We start from the raw sequence: 19,601 nt of genomic DNA, 5'->3' as shown, positions 1-19,601 counted from the left end.
CCGTACCGTATCTTCGGCGCATGACGCCTGACCTGGACGCCCTGCTGATCGTCACGCCGCATTCGTCTGGCCACCTGCCCGCCGACGTGCTGCGCGACATGCTGGGCGAGGCCGCCTTTGACACCCCCACGCGCGAGGCCTTTTTGCGCCGCATCTTTCTGGACGGCGACCCTTACACCGACCTGCTGTACCACGTGCCCGGCGCGCGCCACGCCAATGCCCCCTGGAGCCGCTTTGCCGCCGACCTCAACCGCGACCGGGATGACCGGGTGGACAACGGCGTCCTCAAGGTGATTGGGTTTGACCGTCAGTCCCTCTATCCGGCCGGATTCACGCTGACCGAGGCGGCGCGCGAGGCCCGGTTGCGCCGCCTGTGGGACACCTTTGACGCGCTGGTGACGGCCGAACTGGCAGGCGCCCGCCTGATGATTGTGGGTCACAGCATGGCGCCCAGTGGGCCGGCGCTCAGCCACGATACTGGCACGCCCCGTCCGGCGATCTGCCTGATGCCCGGCACGCCCGACGCACCGAGCTTTCCCGCCGCGCAGTGGGAGGCCCTGCGCCGCGCCTGCGAAACAGCCTTTGCTGAAGTGATTGCCGCCAGCCCCGACCCGCGCGTGACGATTGGTGAGCCGTGGGCCACCGATACCCTGAGCCTCAACCACAGCCGGCGCAGTGGTGTTCCTGCCTTCGGAATAGAGTTCAATGCCGGGCTCTATCTGCGGGGCGGTGAGCCTGTGGACGGCGCCATCCGCGCCCTCAACCGCGCCTTTACAGAGTTCGCCCGCACCGCCCTGACCCTGGTGTCCTGAGGGTCCGGGGTGGGGAGGCGCCGCTCTGGGCTTTCGGTGTGAGTAGCACTCAGCCCATCAAAGACTGCGCGCAGAGCCCGGCGTCACCCCCCAATGAGCCCTTCAGGCCTCGCGGCTGGCGAGGGTCCGTACTGTCCTCAGCAGTTCGGCGGCGGCCTGCTGGTCCGGCGCCCCCTCAAGGGCTTCACTCAGCGCCTGCAAGCCCATCTGCGCCTGCTGGTCGGCAAAGGTCTGGGCGCTGGTCACGCAGCCGCTGGCCAGGAGCCAGGCATGAATCTGGGCAATCTGGGCCGGGTCTTTGGCCGGGCGGTCCCGGCGCATCTGGTTCAGAAACACTTCGCGCTGTGCGGGCGGGGCGCCCTCCAGCCAGCGCAGCACAATCAGGGTGCGTTTGCCTTCCAGCAGGTCGCCGCCGATCTCCTTGCCGTATTTGGCCGGGTCGCCCTGCAGGTTCAGCACGTCGTCCCGAATCTGAAAGGCCGTGCCCAGCGCCAGCCCGGCCGCCGTAAAGCCGTCGTGGGGCGCAGTGCCGGCCGCCAGCGCCCCCAGTTGCAGCGGCACCACGACGGTGTAGTACGCAGTTTTCAGGCGCACCATCTCCAGATAGTCGGCCTCGTGCAGGCCCCACTCGCGGCGCTCTACCCAGCACAGGTCAAGGTGCTGGCCCTCGGCGGTGCGGTGAATCATGTCCAGAAAGGCCTCCATGGCCCCCGGCACCCCCGCGCGGTGAACGGCAGCCCACATATAGGCGTGCAGGCCGTCGCCCGCGTTGATGGCCAGGGGGGCGCCGTGCTGGCGGTGCAGCGCGGGCTGGCCCCGGCGCTCCTCACTGTCGTCTTCGATGTCGTCGTGAATCAGGACCCAGTTCTGAAACAGTTCCAGGGCGGCGGCCAGCCACAGGGCCGCTTCCCAGTCTGGGCCGCCTTCCTGAACGCCGTGGGCGCGGGCACTGGCCAGCAGCAACTCACTGCGAATGCCCTTGCCGCCCCGCTGCGGGTAGTCGCGCAGCAGGGCGTAGTAGTCGCGCAGTTCTGGTCGGGCGGCCTGGTCGGGCAGCAGGGTCAGCACGCGGGCCAGCAGTTCGGGGCGCATCGCCGGGCAGCATAGAGCAGTGACCTTCAGTCCGGTGAACGGACTGGGCCGCAGGAATGAAGATTGACTGACCGCACGCTCAACAAAGGGTAACGGCGCGGGATAGGGGAGCCGTTTTACGCTGAACGAATCTATGTCGGCCCTCGCCCCTGCCCCTCAACAGCCGCTGACCCTGCTGGAAGACGCCTGGTCGCTGCGGGACACGGCCCCGGACCTCGCCCGCCAGATGGCCCAGACGGACGGGCGATTTGTGGACGGTCACCCGAGCCCCGAAGCGGGGGTGCTGCTCGCCTACCTCAACTGGCGGGCCGGGCACCTGAGCCGTGCGGTGTCGCAGGTGGGCACCGCCCTGCTGGACCTGCGCGCGCAGGCGGCTGGCCCCTGGCTGATGCGCGCCTTGAATCTGCTGGCGGCCCTGCACAGTCGCCTGGGCCAGCGGGACCAGGCCGCTGCCCTGTACGAGGAACAGCTGGGCCTGTCGCGCGTGGTGGGCGACCCGGAATGCACCGCCATCGCGCAGCATGACCTGGGGGTGACGTTGCGGGCCAGCGACCCGGTGCGGGCCCGCGCCCATGTGGCCGGCGCCCTGGAGACCTTTCAGGCGCTGGGCAACCTGTACGCGGCGGCGGTGGCGCAGCTGCACCTGGTCCGCTTTGACCGTGAAGCGGGCGACCTGTCGGCCGCACAGACCACGCTGGAGCAGGTGCTGGCCTGCCCACTGCTGGGCCAGCACCCGGCCCTGGCGGCCGCCGCCTACGCCGAGGAACTCACGGTGGCTCGGGTGCTGGACCACCCCGAGCGGGTGAAGCGGGCGCGCCGCCACCTGCGAGAGCTATGCGCGGCCCATGACCACCCCGAACTGCACATCACAGCGGCCCTGGCGCTCAGTGTGGGTGCCCAGCCGGCCGCCGCGCTGGCCGTGCTGACGCCTGCGGTGGCAGCGGCGCGTGCTCTGGGGGCCAACGGCAGCCTGCCCACCCTGCTCGAACGGGTGGCCGAGGCCCAGGCGGCGCTGGGACAGCATCAGGACGCGGTGGCGTCTCTGTGCGAGGTGCTGACCCTGGAACGCGAGCTGCACCACGCCGAGCGCCGACAGGGCTTCCGCATGCTGGACGTGCTGCACCGCTTTCATCACTTGGAGGCGGCAGCCCAGGAGCAGCAGCGCTACACCGCCGAGTTGCAGGCCCACCTGCGCGACCTGCAAACCCTCAACGCCCGTATCCGGGAACTGAGCCGCATTGACGGCCTGACGCGGCTGCACAACCGCGACTATCTGTTTCAGGAGGGGGGCCGCCTGGCCGAACTGTGCAGTGCGCAGGCCCCGCTCTCGGCGGCGATGCTGGATATCGACCATTTCAAGTGGGTCAACGACACTTGGGGGCATCAGCTGGGAGACGCCGTTTTGCAGCGCCTGGCCCAGATGCTGCGCGCCGTGGCTGAGCCAGGGGACATCGTGGCGCGGTACGGCGGCGAAGAATTCGTGATGCTGCGCCCAGGACGGCAGGACGCGCTGCGGGCCAGCTGTCAGGCCCTGCAGGGGGCCGTGCGCGACCACGCCTGGGGCGAGCTGCGTCCTGGGCTGCGCGTCACCCTGAGTATTGGGGTCGCTCACACCGAGGCCAACGACTTCGATGCGCTTCTGGGCGAGGCCGACCGCCGCCTGTACCGCGTGAAATCAAGCGGCCGCAACGCCATCTGTGCGGCGGACTAAACAGGGTCAAGCAGTAGAGAACGCCTCGTCCTAGTACACACCAGCGGAGACTCTCGGAGAGGACAGGCTGGACAGAGCTGCTAAAACGTCACTGCTTGAGGCGCGCTGAAGGGGTGCCCTCCAACCTGTAGTGGAACGCAGCTTTGTTGGGCCCCCACGCCTTTTATTGTTCCAATCGGTCATGCAGTTCCTGCCTAACTGGGCTGACGTCTGAATCAAGCGTCAGGTCATAAACCCTCCCCTTTGCCTCTAGCATGCGGCCATGACCCTGCCGGACGCCCTGACCCCCCGCCTCCTTGTCTGCGACGTGCTGTACACCGGCATGGGGGGTGCCCAGTCGCCGGGGGCGGTGGTGGTGGCCGGGCAAACAGTAGCGGCCACCGGCGCGCCGGACGCCCTGCGTGCCGCTTACCCCCACGCCCGCGAGGAACGTGTGCCCGGCGTGATTGCGCCGCCGCCTGTCAATGCCCATACCCACCTCGACATGAGTGACTACGCTTTTCAGGCGCTGCCCTATTTCCGCTGGCTGCCGGAGGTCGTAATCGCTCAGCGCGAGCGGCGTGGGGTGGCTGGCGCGGTGGCCGGCGCTGATCGGCTCGCGGCCCTGGGCGCCGGAGGTGTGGGCGACATCGTGAATGTTCCAGGCGTCATGGACGCGCTGCTGCCCCGTGAAGACCTGAGCGGCGTGCTGTACGCCGAGGTGCTGGGCACCTTTCCTGGGCAGGCAGACGAACGCTTCGCGGCGGTGCGGGCCCAGGTAGAGGCCTGGCGCCGCCTGGAACGGCCCGGCGGCCTGCGCGTGGGCCTATCGCCTCACACGCCCTTTACGGTCAGTCACCGCCTGATGCGCCTGGTGACCGACTACGCGGCGGGCGAGGGCCTGCCCCTGCAAATCCACGTCGCCGAACATCCCGCCGAGAGAGAACTCTTTGAAACCGGCGGCGGCCCGCTCTGGGACCACCGCCTCCCGGCTTATTACCCCGCCGACTTTGCCGAGGTCATCGGCCGTGCCCCCAAACCCGGCCTGACGCCGGTGCGGTATCTGGACGAACTGGGCGTGCTGGCCGCCCGGCCGACCCTGGTGCATATGGTCAACGTCACGTCAGACGATATTGCCCGTGTGGCCCGTGCGGGCAGCCCAGTCGTGACCTGCCCGCGCAGCAACTATCACCTGAGCTGCGGCACCTTTCCCTGGACCGCGTTTGCCGCCGCCGGGGTCGAGGTGGCCCTGGGCACCGATTCTGTGGCCAGCGGCGAAACGCTGGATGTCCGCGACGAGGTCCAGTTTGCCCAGACTATTTACCCCACCCTTGATCCTCGCCTGATAGTGCGGGCAGCGGTCAAGGGTGGGCACCGGGTGCTGGGCACCTCCACGCCCGTCCTGCGGCGAGGAGAAGCCTGGCACGAAAGCTCTATCTGGTCGGTCAGGGCTGGCTGAGGGTGGCCTGGCAGCTGCCAGTGGCCGTGTTGCCTCCCTGCCTCAGGGTCAGGCGGCCCGCGTAGGGCAGGCTCAGCAGCGTGTCGATGGCACAGACGTAGCGCTCGCCCTGCTCGCCAATCCATTCAAAGTTCAGGGTGCGGCGGTCATTGTTGTAGGTGGCCACGCCAAAGCCCGCCTGAGCCCGCGCAAAGGCGTCGGCCTGGTCGCGCCCACCCACGCTGGCGGTGCTGCCCGCCACCTCCACGAGGTCGCGCACATTGATGGTGGTCGTCACGGTCCGGCCGCTGACGGGGCCGCTGACCGTCCACGTCTGGCCCACCGTCAGCGGGCCGGCGCTGCGGGGCACTGGGCCGTCCTGACTCGCCAGCATGGACGTTAAGGGCGCGCAGGACGCGAGCAGAGGCAGCAGGGCAAGAGAAAACAGCAGGCCGGGCTTGGTCATGGGCGCAGCATAGGGTGACTCTATGAGCGTGATACCCATCACCTTCACCGGGGCCAGAGCGGCTGTTCATGGTCCCTGAGCCCTGGCGGCTCAAGTTGCTTATGCGCCCCTCACTGAAATCGCAGCCGCGTGGCCAGGCCAGGGGCGTTATACTCGCTTGTCATGTTCCGTGTCCTGAACAAAATGTTTGATAACAACCAGCGCGACGTGGCGCAGATCGTCAAGGCGATTGTGCAGCCCGTGGGTGCCCTGGAAGAAGAGACCATGAAAGTGGACGACCTCGCCGCAGCGTTTATGGACCTGCGCCGCCGTGTTCAGGAAGGCGGCGAGTCTCTGGACGACGTGGTGGTGCCGGCCTTTGCGCTGATCCGCGAGGCGGGGCGCCGCTCGATTGGCAAGCGCCACTACGACGTGCAGCTGATTGGGGGCTACGCGCTGCACAAGGGCCGCATCGCCGAGATGCGCACCGGCGAGGGCAAGACGCTGGTGGCCACGCTGGCGCTGGCGCTAAACGCCCTGGAAGGTCGGGGCTGCCACCTCGTGACCGTCAACGATTACCTGGCGCGCGTGGGCATGGAAGAAATGGGCCTGCTGTATCGCACCCTGGGCCTGACGGTGGGCCTGGCCAGCCGCGAGCTACAGCCCGCTCAGAAGCAGGCCGCCTACGCCTGCGACATCACCTACGTCACCAACAGCGAACTGGGCTTCGATTACCTGCGCGACAACATGGCCCAGAGCCGCGAGGCGCTGTCACTGCGCGCCGACCATCCCCTGAACTTCGCCATCGTGGACGAGGTGGACTCGATTCTGATTGACGAGGCCCGTACGCCGCTGATCATCTCGGGCGCCGCCGAGAAGGCCACCGACCTGTACTATGTCTACGCCAAGCTGATTCGCCGCCTGCAAAAAGGAGAGCCTGCCGAGCCCGGCGTGCGCCCCGAACCCACCGGCGACTACACCATTGACGAGAAGGGCAAGCAGGTGCACCTCACGGAAGGCGGCATCGGCAAAATTGAGCGCCTGCTGTCGCTGAGTGACCTCTACAGCCCCGAGAACATGGACAAGGCCCACATGATTACCCAGGCCATCCGCGCCCGCGAGCTGTACCAGCGCGAGAAGGACTACATCGTGAACGCCGAGGGCGAGGTCATCATCATCGACGAGTTTACGGGCCGCTCGATGCCGGGGCGCCGCTACGGTGAGGGGCTGCACCAGGCCATCGAAGCCAAAGAGGGCGTCAAGATCGAGAACGAGAACCAGACGCTCGCCACGATTACCTACCAGAACTTCTTCCGCCTGTACAACAAGTTTTCGGGCATGACCGGCACCGCCAAGACCGAGGAAAAAGAGTTCCTGGATATCTACGGCAGCGACGTGCTGGTGATTCCCACCAACAAGAACATCCTGCGGAAGGACTCTGACGACCTGGTGTACCGCAGCCGCCTGGGCAAGTACAACGCGGTGGTGCAGGAAGTGATCGAGATGCACGCCACTGGGCGCCCGGTCCTGATTGGCACCGCCAGCATCGTGACCAGCGAGCAGCTGAGCGATCTGCTGAAAGCAGCTGGGGTGCAGCACAGCGTGCTGAACGCCAAATTTGAGGCCCAGGAAGCTAGTATTGTGGCGCAGGCCGGCCGCAGCACCACTGTAACCATCGCCACCAACATGGCCGGGCGCGGCACCGACATCATGCTGGGGGGCAACGCCGAATTCATCATTGGCGAGGCCATCGAACAGAACTTTGGCATCAGCCGCTTTGCGCCCGAGGCCGAGAACTTCATCAAGGCCGTCAGCCGCCAGGACGAGGGCGCCGTGGCGCTTGCCATGCAGATTCCTGGGATGACCGAGGACTTCGCCCGCCAGGCGGTGCAGCTTCAGGCCGACATCCTGACCGACCGGCAGAAGGTGCGCGACCTGGGTGGCCTGCACATCATCGGCACCGAGCGCCACGAGTCGCGCCGCATTGACAACCAGTTGCGCGGGCGCGCTGGGCGTCAGGGTGACCCGGGCAGCAGCCGCTTTTACGTGTCGTTTGAAGACGACCTGATGCGCCTCTTTGCCAACGACCGTGTGGTGGCCATGATGGACCGCCTGGGCATGGACGACAGTGCGCCCATTGAGGCCAAGATGGTCACAGGCGCCATTGAAAAGGCGCAGGCCCGCGTGGAGGACCGGAACTTCAGCACCCGCAAGCAACTGCTGGAGTTCGACAACGTAATGAGCAAGCAGCGCGACACGGTCTATGCACAGCGCCGCGAGGTGCTGCTGGGGCCGGACGCCGACGTGGAAGAGAGCACCGAGGGCATGATTGCCGACTTCGTGGACATGCAGCTGGCCACGCATCTGCCGGTGGAGCAGGCCGCTGAGACCTGGGATATCGAGGGCCTGCGCTCGGGCGTGGTGGACGCGGTGCCGCCCCTGGAAGACTTTGACTTTGAAGCCTTGCGGGCCCTGAGTCCCGCCGAAGCCCAGGACACCCTGCTGCAGGCGGTGGCCGACGCCTTTGACACCCGGAAAGAAGAACTTAGCCCCACGATGCTCAACAGCCTCAGCCGCTACGTGCTGCTGCAGGTTGTGGACCAGCACTGGAAAGAGCACCTGCACGGCATGGACGTCCTGCGCCAGGGGATTGGGCTGCGCGGCTACGGCCAGCGCGACCCCTTCACCGAATACAAGTTCGAAGCCACCAATATGTTCAATGAGATGATTGACAGCCTGAAGGCAGACGTGACGAAGTTTGTCTTTAGAATGCAGTTTGGCCAGACAGGCTAAGACGCTTTCGCTTTTCAACACGCTGAGGGCGCTCACTGAGTTGTGGGCGCCTTTTTCTGTTTGGCGTTGCGTGGCCTCTCACTGATTCATTGTCTTGATAGCTCCAGCGGTTCAGAGGATAGATAAAAAGAAATCACGGTTGAAGGCTCAGTAAGAGCGCCGATCTGCGCCAAGAACAGCGACAAGACGATCTCTGTGGAGACCATTACCAGGTGAATGCCGTCTTCTATAGCTGCTGGTCTGGCATACAGCCACTCAATATCGAAATATAAAAGGCGCTTCAGGTGAGCAGAGGCTGGCCGGCCAGAGGGGTGCGTAGCGTGACGGCACATGCACCGCACCATGACCATCACGGTTCCAGCTGACCGGACCCACGAACTGAGCCGCCGCCTGGCCGAGATGGACGCGGTGGTGAGCCTCACCCTGAGCCGGGGCGCTTCTCTCAAGCCACCGGGTGATGTGTTCACCGCGCATGTGCTGAACCGCGGCGCCGACGCTGTTCTGAAACAGGTTGAGGAACTGTGTCCCCATTTTTCCGCCACCACCAGTGAACTCAGTGCAATTCTTGACCCTCAGGCACATGACGAGGTGCTGGCCGATGTCGATGAAGCCCTGTGGGAAGAGATTGCCGCCGGCCTGCGGCATCAGATTCGCGTGACCTCCAACTTTGTGGCGCTGATGGCGCTGGGCGGTCTGCTCTCGACGATCGGCATGGTGTCTGGCGGCACGCCGCAGGTGCTGGCCTTTGTGGCTGCCTCGATTGTCGCGCCAGGGTTTGAACCCTTCGCCAAGGTGGCGCTGGGCCTCGTGGTGCGCCAGCCCAAAGCACTGACCATGAGCCTGTGGTCAGCGGCTGTGGGGTACGCCGTATTTATCGCCTTGGCGGGCCTGAGTTTCTGGGGACTGCGGTTACTTGGGGTGGTCGAAGTCACTGACTTTACGGGCAACCCGGAATTGGCCCGCCTGGCGAACCCGACAGCCGTTGAGGTGCTGTTCTCGGCTTGCGGCGCGCTGGCCGGCGCAGTGGTGATGGCGGCGTACCGAGAGCGGGTGATTGCCGGGGCGCTCGTGGCCCTGGTCCTGATGCCAGCCGCCGCCACGGTCGGCATGGCCCTGAGCCTGGCCCGTTGGGAGCTGGCGTGGGAAGGGCTAGAGCGGCTGGGCCTGGACGCTCTGCTGGTGGTGGGGCTGTGTGCGCTGGTCTTTGGGTTAAAGCAGCGTTTTGTGCATCGCCGTCGCCCGCTGCTGTAGAGGTCGGCTAGGGCAGCCTGGGCTGGGACGTGGCTTTTCTTTCGAGAGAAGGTTCCTTCCCACTCAGGTCTGGCTGTTGCAAGGGTCCTTCATCCTTGAGCGGTTCACCCGTAGAGCCGAGACGAGACTGGCCCTCTGTTGCATGGCCGGTCCCATCTTCATTGAGGACAAGCAGTCGTCTTCGCAGGTTCAGAGGATAGGGGGCAAGGGGAGGCTGAGCGCCTCTGGCTTATTTCGTGGGGTTGGCCACCCTAGTCACGGAGCAGCTACGCCGATGAGCAGAGGGGCGCCCCTTCAGCTCAAGCGCGGTGTCTGATACTCCGAACGGCCACAGCGGCCAGTCCCAGTCCCAGCAGACCCAGCCCAATTACGCGTGAGTGCGCCGCTGCCTCGGTATACAGACTGATCTTTTGCACCATGCCCGGGTAGTCCCCGCGTTCACGCAAGTTCTCGGTGGCGTGCCGCAGGATGCTGGCGCTGGGTGGCAGCGCCGGCTCGTCGGTCTGCATGCCGGGAATCACGGTGGCGGCCATACCGCGCTCGGTCAGGCCTGGCGCGAGGGTGCCCAGTGCCGCCATACCTTTGCCGCCGCCCCCCACGTACAGTTCGCGCGTAGGGGTGCTGGCGGCGTGCAGAACGGCGCGCGCCACGGTTTCTGGTGCATATACGGGCGGCACGTGCTTGGGCTTGACCGGCAGATCATTCTGGGCGTTCAGTGGGAACGGCGTGTCAATAGGCCCCGGCTTAATCAGAGTGACCATCACTGGCGCCCCGTCGTGTTCCAGTTCCATACGCAGGGCGTCGGTAAAGGCCTTGACCGCGTGTTTGGTGGCGGCGTACCAGCCTTGCAGCGGAATAGCCTGTTCCGACACCACGCTGCCCATGTTGATCAGGACACCGCCATGCGCTTTAAGCTGCCGCAGCGCTGTGCGAGAGCCGTGCACCACACCCCACAGATTTACGTCAAATAGGCGGCGCATGTCGTCTTCCTGGGCGTCTTCCAGTTTGCCGTACATGCCTACGCCGGCATTGTTTACCCAGGTGTCAAAGCCGCCATAGGTCTCTATAGCCTGCTGCGCTACACGCTGAACATCGACCTCCTGGCTGACATCCGCCACCACCGCCACCGCCTGCCCGCCGCCCCGGCGAATCTCCTCGACCAGGATCTGAAGGGCTTCTGTGCTGCGCGCGACCAGGACCAGCCGCACGCCGCGGCGCGCCGCCTCACGGGCTGTGCTCAGGCCAATGCCGCTGGACGCGCCTGTAATGACCATGACCTGCTCGTTCAGAGGTTTGGGCTGGAAGGAGGACATGACCCAGTATGTGCGGGGGCGCCGGGCCGGGGCTGGGTGAATAGGGTATCGCTCAAGCCCACCTACAGGGCGCCTGAAGATGGGCCCCCGACCCTGGTGTCTGGGTGAGAAGAGGGCTTCCAGAGGCGAGGCAGGAGCTGGCAATCCTCTCTGCCTGGGGCGGAGATACGGCGTATAAGGCGATCTGTTCAGCTCTACACCGCGATCTGAAGACCTAGAGGCTTGCTGCGCGCCGTGTTAAGACGGCCGGAAGTAGCACACGTCCGTCTTGCCGTCCTTGGTCTTGATGCAGTCCATATATTCTTCGTCCTCCAGAGGCTTGCCTTTCAAGATGCTGAAGAAGCTGGCGTCTCGGCGGTAAGTCAGGGCGACCTTGCCGTCCAGGGTCGGCGGCAGGTCAGGACGACTGTTCGGGAATTCAATGGCGTGGTCGCGTGTTCCGAAGGTCAGGCTCATGTACTGGGCGCCGGCACCGTACCCCGTGCCGATCACGCAGGGGGCGCGCTGCGTCATCTTGCCGCTGACAAACACGTAGCAGATGCCCAATCGGTCTGGATAAGGCCGGGCCTCAACGGTGGTCATCAGAGTCAGCAAGGTCAGTGTGGCAACAAAGACTTTCATCGGGCACTCCTTGGGCGGAAAGGCTTGGAACAGGTGATTTGCCCCCCTACCTTAGCGGCGCTGGCTTGATAGGGGTGACAAGGGTTGCCTAATGCACGGGTAAGAGATGGAAGGCCAAAGGTGGCTCAGAACCGACTCTTTCTAGAGAGGGCGAGCGTTGAACTTACGTTTCATGCCTCTCCCCTCGGAGTTATTGGCCAAGCACTCTGCCTGTAAAAAAGAGCTTCATGCACTATTTTGAATGCTTCAAAAACTAAAGCAGACATACGCAATCCTGAGGCCGGGCTCACGTTGGGTGCCTAGGCTACAGATACCCACAATTCAAACCGACCGGGTGAAGTCGGTGAAGGGCCACCCCGCCCCGTGCGGGGTCTTTTCTGGCTGTCTGCCGAACATGGGCGTTCTCTCAGGGTTGACTTGAGATGCGGTCAAGAAGCCGTAACCGCCTCTTGAGGGTCGCGTCATGGAGCCTGAGCAGAAGGCCCGCACACTAAACCTATGAATCTTCTGCTGTTCATGGCGGCCCTGACCATCCTGGTCATGCTGATTGCCTTTATGGCGCTGACGCATGAAGACCGCGCTCTGATGCGCGAGCAGGAAGACCTTCCACTGCGCGGCCTGCAGGCCGGTGACTAAAACTCCTGTCCCACCACGCACGCCGCCCTGGCCTCACCCTCGGCGGCGTTTGCATGGATTGAACGACACGTTTTTTCCTGGTGCTGGGCAAGGCAACTGACCAGTATCCGTGCATCGTCCACAACCTTCAGCTCACGCCGAGGATCTTCGGTCGTCTTGGAGAAAAGCGTCGGTATTCACCAAAGCTCCATGCCGTACTGCACGCGGGCCACGCCTATTACGCCCACAGTAGAATGGTCGGCATGACTGCCGCCGCTCCCGACACGCTGGTGCTGATTGACGGGCACGCTCTGGCGTTCCGCTCGTATTTCGCGCTGCCGCCCCTGTCCAACAGTGGGGGCGAAATGACCAACGCCATCGTGGGGTTCTTGCGCCTGACGCTGCGGCTGGCCCGGCAGAAAAGCAATCAGGTGATCGTGGTGTTCGACCCACCCGTCAAGACGTTCCGCCACGAGCAGTTTGATGGGTATAAGTCCGGCCGTGCCCAGACGCCCGCTGACTTGCCGGGGCAGATTAACCGCATCCGGGAACTCGTGGACGCCATTGGTCTGCCGCGTCTGGAAGAACCGGGCTACGAGGCCGACGACGTGATTGCCTCACTGACCCGCAAAGCTGAGGGCACCGGGATGCAGGTGCGTATCGTGACCAGTGACCGCGATGCCTATCAGCTGCTGGACGATCACGTGAAGGTCATTACCAACGACTTCAAGCTGATTGGCCCGGCCGAGGTGCTGGAAAAATACGGCGTGACTGTGGCGCAGTGGGTGGACTACCGCGCGCTGACAGGCGACGCCAGCGACAATATTCCCGGCGCCAAAGGCATTGGCCCCAAGACGGCGTCCAAGTTACTTCAGGAGTACGGCACCCTGGAGGGCATCTATGCCGCCGCCAAAGCGGGGACCCTGAAGCCTGACGGCACCCGCCAGAAGCTGCTGGACTCTGAGGAAGCCGTGCAGTTCAGTCACCAGCTGTCGTGCATGGTCACCACCCTGCCCCTGGATGTCGAACTGGGCGCAGGCCGCCTGCCCGGCGATCCGGCGCGGCTGGAAGAACTCCTGAGCGAGCTGGAACTGCATTCGGTGCGCCGTGACCTGCTGGCCCTGGACGGCCGCGAGGCGGCGCTGCCCGACAGCGTGCACGACGCCCAGCACCGCGCTGCCCCGGCGGAGGGAACGCCCGCAGAGGAGAGCGCCGCGCCGGCTCTTCAGGTGACCCAGGCCGAGTGGCGTACCCCACGCGGAGGCGTGGTGTGGGGGTACGTGCTGTCGCGTGAAGACGACCTGACAGCCGCCCTGGTGGGCGCCGCCACCTATGAACAGACGCACGGGCAGGCCACCGTGCGCGTAGCCCCCACTCAGGAGCCAGCCGAATGGGCACAGACGGAGGCCGCCGCGCCACCAGCCGGCCTGTTTGATGACCCAGACACGGCGCCGGCACCCCTGACCAAAGCCCAGCAGAAGGCGGCCGACAAAGTCCAGAAAGACATCGAGAAGGCGGCGGCCAAGCTGCGTCAGCAGTTCCCGGCCACCGTGGACGAGGCTGAGTTCGTGGGTCAGCGCCGCGTGACGGCCGCTGGGGCCAAAGCGCTGGCCACCCACCTGAGCGTGCGAGGCCTTCAGGTGGAGCCGGGGGACGACCCGCAACTCATGGCCTACCTGCTGGACCCCGCCAACACCACCATGAGCGCGGTGTGCAGCCGCTACCTGAATGTCCCCTGGCCCGACGACGCGGCTGGACGTGCGGCCCTGACGGCGCAACTGCTGGACCTGCTGCCCCCGCAGCTGGACGCGGCGCGGCGCGAGCTTTACGACGGGATGGAAGTGCCCATGTCCAGTGTGCTGGCGCAGATGGAGGTGCGCGGCGTGCGGCTGGATGCCGACTATCTGCGTGGGCTGTCGGCGTCCACTGGGGCACGTCTGGCCACCCTGGAGGCGCAGATTCATTCGTTGGCTGGGCGTGAGTTCCAGATTCGCAGCCGGGACCAGCTCGAAGCGGTGCTCTACGACGAACTGGGGCTGGCAAGTGGGAAGAAAACCAAACTGACCGGCAAGCGCTCCACCGCCGTCGCTGCCCTGGAGCCACTGCGTGAGGAACACCCCATCATTCCGGCCCTGCTGGAATACCGCGAGCTGGAAAAACTGCGCGGCACCTACCTGGACCCGCTGCCCAACCTGGTGAACCCAAAGACCGGGCGCCTCCACACCACCTTTGCGCAGGGCGCCGTGGCCACCGGCCGCCTGAGCAGCCTGAACCCCAACCTGCAGAATATCCCCATTCGCAGCGAAACGGGGCGCGAGATTCGCAAGGGCTTTATCGCTGATCCTGGCTACTGCCTGATCAGCGCGGATTACTCGCAAATCGAGCTGCGGCTGCTGGCCCACATCGCCGACGACCCCCTGATGCAGCAGGCGTTCCAGGAAGGGGCCGACATTCACCGCCGCACGGCCTCGCAGGTGCTGGGGCTGGATGAGGCGACCGTCACGCCCAATCAGCGCCGCGCCGCCAAGACCGTGAACTTTGGCGTGCTGTACGGCATGAGCGCCCACCGCCTGAGCAACGACCTGGGCATTCCCTACGCCGACGCTGCCAGTTTCATCGAGACGTACTTTGCGACCTACCCCGGCATTCGCGGTTACATTGACCGCACGCTGGAGTCTGGCCGCCAGCAGGGCTACGTGGAAACGCTGTATGGCCGCCGCCGCTATGTCCCAGAGCTGACCGCCACCAACCGCACGCTGCGCGAGGCGGGCGAGCGGCTGGCGTACAACATGCCCATTCAGGGGACGGCCGCCGACATCATCAAACTTGCCATGATTCGTCTGGAACAGGAATTGGAAGGCACGGGCGCCCGCCTGCTGCTGCAGGTGCATGACGAACTGCTGCTGGAAGCGCCCGAGGGCAAAGCCGAACAGATTGCCGACCTCGTGAAGACCATCATGGAAGGGGCCGTGCAGCTGAAGGTGCCGCTGGCGGTGGAAGTCGGCGTGGGCCCCAACTGGTACGACACGAAATAGAGAAGTGGGGCGTGGGGAGTAGGAAGTGGGAACAGCGTTCGGCTGCTGTTCCCACTTTTATATGGGCTCGGATTAAATCGGGCATTCCGCTCGATTTAATCCGAGCGGAGCGGGCAGGAGAAGATATGAATTCTGCGATATGGAGGCGCAGATGGCGCCCTCCCGGTTGTGCCGTAATAAAGTGGAATCCTTATCAGCCCTGTTGCAGAAAGGCCTTGACTGGGCCCAGTCCGCCGGTGTCGAGCAGCAGCCGGCCACTAGGGCGGTGAAGTAGGGCTGGAGTCCGGGTCAGGCGGCACGCTTCTGCCAGCGCCTCAAAGCGTTCAGGCTGCTCTTGCCGGTGCACGACCTCAATCTGATCATCAAAGGCGCCGCGCAGGGGCAGGGCCAGCATGCGTTTTAGGGTTTCGCAGGCGGGGCAAGCGTCCTGGGTAAACAGCACGAAGGGGCGCTCAGTGGACACCGGCGACCTCCTGGGGCCACAGTTCCGCGAAATCCTCATCCTGCAGAGGTTCCACGTTCAGCTTGGCGTAACTGCTGCCCTTGGCGCTGAAGAAGTCGTGGGTGGTGCCACGCGAGCGAATGCCGTTCAGGACCACGGGATTGACATCGTCGTCCTCAAAACGGCGCGGGAGGGCGAGGTTGTCGGCCAGCACGTTGAAGTTAAAGCGGATAAAGCGGCCCACATCCCCGGTCAGACCAACGCCACCGTAGAGGACTTCGGTGTAGGCCAGCTCGTTGGCGTAGAGGGTGTCCAGCGCCGCCTCGTACCAGGCCACCGCCTCGGCCTGTTGGGCGTCGGTCAGGGCGGCAAAGCGCTCCTGGGCCAGGAGCGCCACGTACACGCCGTGCACCGCTTCGTCCAAGATAATCAGGTTGAAAATCTCGCCTGCCGACACCATGCGGCCCTGCCCAGCCAGCAGCAGCGGATAGTAAAAGCCACTGTAAAACAGCGCCGTTTCCAGCATGCAGGACACGACCATCTTGCGCCACAGCCCAAAGTCGCTCTCGTCGGGGTCGGCGAACACATCCTGAATGAAAGCGATCTTGAATTGCAGCTGCGGCTGCGCCTCCACCCAGGCGAACACCGCGCGCTCCTCCAGAGTCGTCAGGAACGTCTTGTTCATTAGGCTGTAGGAGCGGGCGTGAATGTCCTCCATCATGCCCTGAAACTGCAGTGTGGCCTTGCGGATGTGGCCTGGCACCAGCCCCCGCAGGGCCGGCATCCCCACTTCGCCCTGCAAGGTATCCAGCGCGTTCAGGCCCGCCGAAGCGTGCATGTAGGTCCAGCGCTCGGTATCCGAGAGCGCCTTCCACGCCAAGGCGTCGTTGCTCAGTGGGATTTCCTCAGGAAACCACAGCTGAGAGGTGTATTTCTCGTAGAACGTGACCGAAAAACTGTCTTCGGGTTCGCTCCAGTTGGTGGCAGTAAAGGGGGTGCGGGACATGGGGACTCCGGGAAGTGGGGAGTAGGAAGTGGACAGTGGAAAAAGCGGCGCACCTGTGAGCTGCCGTCTTACACCGCGCAGTTCAGGCAGTCTTCGATGCTGACTTTTTTCAGGCGGGTGTAGTACAGGGTTTTCAGGCCGCGGGCGTAGGCGTACAGGTAATAGCGCTGAAGGGTCCGGGTGGTGGCGTTACTGGGCACGAACAGCGTGCAGGAAATCCCCTGGTCTACATGCTTTTGGGCCGTTGCCACGGTGTCCAGCACGCGGCGCTGGTCCATGTCATAGGCTTCCTCGTAAAACCACTCGGTGCGTTCATCCAGGTGCGGCATAGGGTAGACGGTGCGGGCCTTGTTGCTGGTGCGCGTTTCCACCCGTTCGGTAATCGGCATGATGCTGGCCGAGGCGTGCGAGACGTAGCTGATGGACCCGGTGGGTGCAATCGCCATGACAAAAGAGTGCGCCAAGCCGTGCATCTGGATCTCAGCCACAAGCGCTTGCCAGTCCTCGCGGGTGGGTAGGTGGTGCCCTTCAAACAAGGCAGACACTTCAGGCGTGCGCGGCAGGAAGTCCTGGGTCAGATATTGGGCAAAGTGCTCGCCACTCTGGTAGCGGCTCCCCTCGAAGCCCCGAAACACGAAGCCGGTGTCGCGGGCCAGTTCCATACTGGCGCGGCGGGCGTGGTAGTGCACCGCCGCGAAGTACACGTCCACAAATTCCAGCGCTTCGGGGCTGCCGTAGATCAGTTCATTCTTCGCCAGGAAGGAATGCAGGCCCATGGCGCCCAGGCCGATGCTCCGCATCTCCTCGTTGGCGCGCTTGACAGCAGGGACCTCGTGAATGCTGGTCGAGCGCGCCACGTTGTCCAGCAGCTTGACAGCGGCGCGCACCACGCGGCCCAGGTCGCCGCTCCCCAGACTCTGCTCAATAACCAGCGAGGCGAGGTTGCAGCTTACGTCCAGCCCCACCTCGTCGCGGTGCTCCTGCCCATAAGCGTGAAAGGTGCTGGGCAGCGTGGGCTGCAAAATCTCAGAGCAGAGGTTGCTCATCTTGATGCTGCCCACGTTGGAAATGGGGTTGACGCGGTTGGCATTGCCCTCGAACAGCAGGTATGGGTAGCCACTCTCGCCCTGCGTGATCGCAATCTCTTCCAGAATGCGCCGCGCCGACACGCGCTTTTTGCGGATGGCCGGGTTGGCAGCCAGCGCCTCGTACTCGCGCGTCCAGTCAATAGAAGTAAATTCGCGCCCAGTCTCCTGATACAGCGAGTGAGGGTAAAACTGGTAGATGTCTTCGCCGGCGCGGGCCTTCTCCATGAAGATGTCCGGCACCGTGGCGCCCACCGACAGGGTCTTGAGTCGCGCGTCCTCGTCGGTGGCAATCTTTTTGGCACTCAGGGTATCCAGAAAGTCGGCGTGCATGACCGACAGGTAGATGGCGCCGGCGCCAGGACGCTGGCCAGCCTGGTCGGCGTAGCGCAGCATGTTGTCCAGCATCTTCGCCACGCCCATGACGCCCTTGGTGACGTTCTGAATGCCGCGCAGTGACTCGCCGCGCGCCCGCAGATTGCTGACTTCCACGCCAATGCCGCCGCCGCCCTTACTCAGCTCGGCCACGAAGGAAAGCGTCTTGGTAATCGAGTCCAGATTGTCGGTGCAGTCCTGCAGCAGGAAGCAGCTCACCAGGCGCCCGGTGTTCGCCTTGCCCGAGTTCATCAGGGTCGGCGTGGCAGGCGTGAAGGTCTGGCGCACCAGATGCTCGACCAGTTCCAGCGCGTCCTGGGCAGTTTCACTGCGGGCCAGGGCAGTCACACTCAGGCGGTCCTCGTAGCGCTCTAGCCAGGCCTTTCGATCGGGTGTCATGGTGGCGTACTCAGAGTAGAACTTGTAAGCGCCCATAAAAGACCGGAATCGGAAGTTCAGGCTCTCGGCGCGGGTAAAAACCGCTTCCACCTCGGCTGGCGTGTAACGCGCAAAAACTTCCGGGTCCCACACGCCCCGCGCGATCAGGGCCTCAATCTTGGCGGCCAGACTGGGAAAGGTCAGGGTGTTGGGACCGACCTTCTGCTCCAGGTAGGCGGTCAGGGCTGCCTGGTCGTGGCTGGTGTCGGCGGCGGTGCCGGACAGCACGCGGTTGTTCAGTTCAATCCAGGGGTCCATGTGGGTGTCCTTTGGGGTTGGGGTAGGGGCGCAGCGGCGGCGCGCAGCCAGGTCAGCACCTGCTCGCGGTCGGCGGCGGTGCCGCTCTTGTTGATCTGCGCGACCAGCGGTACTTGATAGTCGGCGGCGATCAGGGCGCCGGCCCGGGCAAAGTTGGCACCCCAGTGGTAACTGCCGCTGGAGACCACGCCGCACAGGCCACTGCGGTGGCGTCGCAGAAACGCCTGTGTGCTGGCGGGCACCTGTCCCTGTCCGAAGGTGTAGGTCAGCAGCAGATAGGGCTCCTGCGGCCTGGCCTCCTGCACCCCCTGCATGGTCAGGCCGCCGGCCGCCTGTGCCACGGCCTGCGCGAAGCGGCGCACATTGCCCGTCAGCGAGTCAACGATGAGGTGCAAGGGCGCGCTCCTCTGCGGTGTTCAGGGCGGGTACGGCCACCGGCTGCCCAGCATCGTCTAGGGCCACCAACGTAAAGGTGCCAGTGCAGGCCAGTTCACGCTCATCGCTGTACATGTCCTCGCGGTAGAGGTTGACCAGTACCCTCATGCTGGTGCGCCCGGTGTGCGTAACCTGCGCCACCAGTTCCACCAGCGACCCCTGCGGGATGGCATGACGAAATTCCATAGCGTCCAGATGCCTCGTAACCACCTTGCGCCGGCAGTAGCGGGTGGCGGCGATAAACGCGGCCGAGTCCATCAGGGCCAGGGCTTCTCCGCCAAACAGGGTGCCGTGGTGGTTGGTATCGCCGGGAAAAACGACGTGGGTAACGCGGGTTTCGCCCGTAAAGGGGCGGGGGAGGGAAGCCAGAGTAGACAGAACGACCTCGTACGGCACAGGGCAGGGACGCGGCCCCTGTGACGCAGGGCCGAACGTAAAGAGAGACAGGGCGCCTCAG

Annotated in this window: 16 protein-coding genes; 7 read left to right on the top strand and 9 right to left on the bottom strand. The window is 64.7% G+C overall.

Annotation, left to right across the window (positions count from 1 at the left end; translation table 11 throughout):
- Positions 1–20 precede the first annotated feature (20 nt).
- Positions 21–812, top strand: a complete 792-nt coding sequence (locus GO986_RS10785; protein WP_157459299.1) for an N-formylglutamate amidohydrolase — start codon at positions 21–23, stop codon at positions 810–812.
- A gap of 102 nt (positions 813–914) precedes the next feature.
- Here GO986_RS10785 and GO986_RS10780 read toward each other — a convergent pair whose 3' ends face one another.
- Positions 915–1,904 (bottom strand): polyprenyl synthetase family protein, encoded by a 990-nt coding sequence (locus tag GO986_RS10780; RefSeq protein ID WP_157459298.1) that lies wholly within the window; start codon positions 1,902–1,904, stop codon positions 915–917.
- A 133-nt stretch (positions 1,905–2,037) separates the two neighbouring features.
- Between GO986_RS10780 and GO986_RS10775 the strand changes: the two genes are divergently transcribed.
- Both GO986_RS10775 and GO986_RS10770 read left to right on the top strand, forming a co-directional pair.
- Positions 2,038–3,615 (top strand): diguanylate cyclase, encoded by a 1,578-nt coding sequence (locus tag GO986_RS10775; protein WP_157459297.1) that lies wholly within the window; start codon positions 2,038–2,040, stop codon positions 3,613–3,615.
- Positions 3,616–3,877: 262 nt separating this feature from the next.
- Complete coding sequence (locus GO986_RS10770) at positions 3,878–5,053, top strand: amidohydrolase family protein (RefSeq protein ID WP_157459296.1); 1,176 nt, start codon at positions 3,878–3,880, stop codon at positions 5,051–5,053.
- Here GO986_RS10770 and GO986_RS10765 read toward each other — a convergent pair.
- Positions 5,040–5,498 (bottom strand): hypothetical protein, encoded by a 459-nt coding sequence (locus GO986_RS10765; RefSeq protein WP_157459295.1) that lies wholly within the window; start codon positions 5,496–5,498, stop codon positions 5,040–5,042. The genes GO986_RS10770 and GO986_RS10765 overlap by 14 nt on opposite strands.
- A 162-nt stretch (positions 5,499–5,660) precedes the next feature.
- Between GO986_RS10765 and secA the strand changes: the two genes are divergently transcribed.
- The gene (gene secA / locus GO986_RS10760; RefSeq protein WP_157459294.1) at positions 5,661–8,270 is read left to right on the top strand and encodes a preprotein translocase subunit SecA; all 2,610 of its coding nucleotides are present in this window, start codon (positions 5,661–5,663) and stop codon (positions 8,268–8,270) included.
- Between the two features lie 330 nt (positions 8,271–8,600).
- The gene (locus GO986_RS10755; protein WP_157459293.1) at positions 8,601–9,521 is read left to right on the top strand and encodes a DUF389 domain-containing protein; all 921 of its coding nucleotides are present in this window, start codon (positions 8,601–8,603) and stop codon (positions 9,519–9,521) included.
- 299 nt (positions 9,522–9,820) lie between these two features.
- Here GO986_RS10755 and GO986_RS10750 read toward each other — a convergent pair whose 3' ends face one another.
- On the bottom strand, positions 9,821–10,834 hold the full coding sequence (locus tag GO986_RS10750; RefSeq protein ID WP_157459292.1) for an SDR family oxidoreductase: 1,014 nt from the start codon (positions 10,832–10,834) through the stop codon (positions 9,821–9,823).
- Positions 10,835–11,071: 237 nt separating this feature from the next.
- A complete protein-coding gene (locus GO986_RS10745; RefSeq protein ID WP_157459291.1) occupies positions 11,072–11,455 on the bottom strand; it encodes a hypothetical protein in 384 nt (127 codons plus the stop codon).
- 498 nt (positions 11,456–11,953) lie between these two features.
- On the opposite strand from GO986_RS10745, the gene GO986_RS10740 reads away from it, so the two are divergent.
- Both GO986_RS10740 and polA read left to right on the top strand, forming a co-directional pair.
- Positions 11,954–12,091: a hypothetical protein gene (locus GO986_RS10740; RefSeq protein ID WP_157459290.1), complete on the top strand. Its 138-nt coding sequence runs from the start codon at positions 11,954–11,956 to the stop codon at positions 12,089–12,091.
- Positions 12,092–12,333: 242 nt separating this feature from the next.
- Positions 12,334–15,105, top strand: coding sequence for a DNA polymerase I (gene polA / locus GO986_RS10735; protein ID WP_157459289.1), 2,772 nt, complete (start codon positions 12,334–12,336; stop codon positions 15,103–15,105).
- A 193-nt stretch (positions 15,106–15,298) separates the two neighbouring features.
- On the opposite strand, the gene GO986_RS10730 is transcribed toward polA, so the two are convergent.
- From GO986_RS10730 to GO986_RS10710, 5 genes are all read right to left on the bottom strand, one after another.
- Positions 15,299–15,568 carry a thioredoxin gene (locus GO986_RS10730; protein WP_369409309.1) on the bottom strand — a complete coding sequence of 90 codons (270 nt, stop codon included), beginning with the start codon at positions 15,566–15,568 and terminating at the stop codon, positions 15,299–15,301.
- A complete protein-coding gene (locus tag GO986_RS10725) occupies positions 15,558–16,553 on the bottom strand; it encodes a ribonucleotide-diphosphate reductase subunit beta (RefSeq protein WP_157459287.1) in 996 nt (331 codons plus the stop codon). Before GO986_RS10725 ends, GO986_RS10730 begins: the two co-directional genes overlap by 11 nt.
- A gap of 68 nt (positions 16,554–16,621) precedes the next feature.
- A complete protein-coding gene (gene nrdE, locus GO986_RS10720) occupies positions 16,622–18,709 on the bottom strand; it encodes a class 1b ribonucleoside-diphosphate reductase subunit alpha (RefSeq protein WP_157459286.1) in 2,088 nt (695 codons plus the stop codon).
- Positions 18,688–19,104: a class Ib ribonucleoside-diphosphate reductase assembly flavoprotein NrdI gene (nrdI, locus tag GO986_RS10715; protein WP_157459285.1), complete on the bottom strand. Its 417-nt coding sequence runs from the start codon at positions 19,102–19,104 to the stop codon at positions 18,688–18,690. Before nrdI ends, nrdE begins: the two co-directional genes overlap by 22 nt.
- Complete coding sequence (locus tag GO986_RS10710; protein ID WP_369409308.1) at positions 19,088–19,540, bottom strand: acyl-CoA thioesterase; 453 nt, start codon at positions 19,538–19,540, stop codon at positions 19,088–19,090. Before GO986_RS10710 ends, nrdI begins: the two co-directional genes overlap by 17 nt.
- Positions 19,541–19,601 lie beyond the last annotated feature (61 nt).

The sequence above is a fragment of the Deinococcus arboris genome (genome assembly GCF_009755355.1).
Lineage (GTDB): Bacteria > Deinococcota > Deinococci > Deinococcales > Deinococcaceae > Deinococcus > Deinococcus betulae.
Note: the sequence above shows the minus strand (reverse complement) of the source record. Positions and strands in the feature narration are given on the sequence as shown.